Genomic DNA, 2,184 nt, shown 5'->3' with positions numbered 1-2,184 from the left:
CTACCAGTATGGCAACAAAGTCTTCAACTTCAACAAATACATACTGGAAGGCGGCGGCACAAGGGATGCTTCCAGGTCCATACTGGCCAGCCAGCTCAACAGGTGGCAAAAACCGGGTGACATCACCAATACGCCGCGTGTGACCAGTGTGGGCAACAATTATAACATTGAACAGAACAGCCGTTATCTGGAAGATGGTTCATTCATCAGGTTAAAAACAGCCAGCATAGGCTATGCAATCCCTTCTTCGATTACCTCCAAAGCAAGATTAGGCAAAGTGAGACTATATGCACTGGGTACCAATATGTGGATCGAAACCAAATACAGCGGTGCAGATCCTGAAAGTTCGGGTAGTTCAGGTCAAAACCTTGACGGTTTGGACACCGCTACCCCGCCCCAGCCAAGAGGAATCCAGTTTGGGGCAAACATCACATTTTAAAACCCGATCAGTTAAAACATTTCAAATACTACGGTCATGAATACTCCACATAAAACACTGCTCTTTCTTATTCTCCTGATCAGCGTGTTCTCGGTTTCCTGCAAGAAATTTCTGGAAGAAACCCCTTATGATACCATCCCCGATGAAAATACCATATACGATAAATCATCTGCTGAGGCTGCGGTGAGGGGTGCGTACCGCTCGCTGGCCAGTCTGAATTACAGCAGTGGTTTTCAGAATACAATTCTTCAGTCAGGCGGCGACATCAAATCGCTGAACAACGCACAAACCGACCTCAACGTGATCAATTACGATCTGCGCTCAGACATCGCCTTCCTGTCTGCCTACTGGGGCAATTTTTACAATACGATCAACCGGGCCAACCACATTATAGAAAAAGTACCGGCGGTAAATGACATCAAATTCACCACAGCACTGCGTGACCAGCTGCTCGGCGAAGCCTATTTCATCCGTGCCATTTCTTATTTTGACCTGGCGCGCACCTTCGGTAACGCACAGATCTTCTTAACGCCGACCAGGGTCGTAGCCGATAAGCTTGGTGTAAAACAAAGCACACAAGCCGAAGTATATGCGCAGGTCCTGGCAGACCTGAACAAGGCAGAGCCTTTATTGCCAGCCACAGTGCTGAGAAACAGGGTGGCCAAATCTACTGTAAATGCATTGAGGGCAAGGCTTTATCTGTACCTCAAAAACTATGAACAGGCAGAGACTGATGCAAGTATTGTTTTAAGCAATGCCGCTTACAAACTGATCAAGCCTTTTGCCCTTGCTGCGGGTACTTCAGAATCTGTCATGGAACTGTCTTACAGCGTAAATGATGTAAACGCCGCATATTCCCAATGGAATACCAGCAACAGGGCATTGGAGCCGAAAGCCGTCATCCACAACCTATTAAACGATCCTGCTGCAGGCGGTGACCGGGAACTGCTTTCCGTTAAAAACGCAGCCGGACAATTTATCGGCGGGATTTATCCGACCAATACCTCGTCCGCCTACCTGATCCGAACCGCGGAAATTTACCTGAACAGGGCAGAAGCAAGGCTGCTGAAAACAGCACCCGACCTGATGGGTGCTGCCGATGACATCAATGCAGTAAGGACAAGGGCAAACGTAACAGCGCTTGCACAGGGGCTTAGCAAAGCCGATCTGCTGCTGGCCCTGGAAAATGAAAGACGTGTCGAGTTTGCTTTGGAGCCTTTCCGCTGGTTTGATATCGTAAGGACAGGCCGGGCGCCGGTTGTCTTTAACCTCAGCGACCCCAATAAATACATTTTCCCGATCCCCGCGGGAGAGATCCTTGCCGATCCCTCGCTGGTTCAGAACCCCGGCTACGGTAAAAATTAATTGTTCACCATAAACAGATATGATCATGAGCGAAACTTTAAATCAAGACAACAAGCAGAATTTCCGGGAATGGAAAGGATACGAGAAGAACCTGTTCAGGTTTTTCTTTATTTTCCTGGTCATACAGATCATTCCGCTCGACTGGAAATTTTATCAAAAGCTGTTTTCCATCAACTGGCTGCACCTGCATTTTCACGACCTGTTCGAACTGACCAAATACCAGCCGCAGTTCTTCGCAGATGACCAGACGGCCAAATGGTACGGCGGAACATTTGCCAACTGGGGCTTGTTTGCCCTCATCGCCGCCATAGGCGCAGCAATATGGAGCAGGATTGATGCAGCACGTAAAGAATACACTGTGCTTTATTACTGGCTGCGGG

At 48.4% G+C, this 2,184-nt stretch carries 1 protein-coding gene and 2 pseudogenes; all 3 read left to right on the top strand.

Annotated features, from left to right (window positions below; translation table 11 throughout):
• Positions 1 to 439 (top strand): annotated as a pseudogene (locus tag VK541_RS14935) (TonB-dependent receptor); the annotation flags it as partial.
• A 36-nt stretch (positions 440 to 475) separates the two neighbouring features.
• Positions 476 to 1,804 (top strand): RagB/SusD family nutrient uptake outer membrane protein, encoded by a 1,329-nt coding sequence (locus VK541_RS14930; RefSeq protein ID WP_324371118.1) that lies wholly within the window; start codon positions 476 to 478, stop codon positions 1,802 to 1,804.
• Positions 1,805 to 1,829: 25 nt separating this feature from the next.
• Positions 1,830 to 2,184, top strand: a pseudogene (locus tag VK541_RS14925) (hypothetical protein); the annotation flags it as partial.

The sequence above is a fragment of the Pedobacter sp. genome (assembly GCF_035317785.1).
GTDB lineage: Bacteria > Bacteroidota > Bacteroidia > Sphingobacteriales > Sphingobacteriaceae > Pedobacter.
The sequence above is the reverse complement of the archived record's forward strand: the minus strand, read 5'-3'. Positions and strand labels throughout refer to the sequence as shown.

What these genes read in the sequence shown, in the direction of transcription:
- VK541_RS14930 (WP_324371118.1), top strand. Translation starts at nt 476, where the DNA reads ATGAATACTCCACATAAAACACTGCTCTTTCTTATTCTCCTGATCAGC.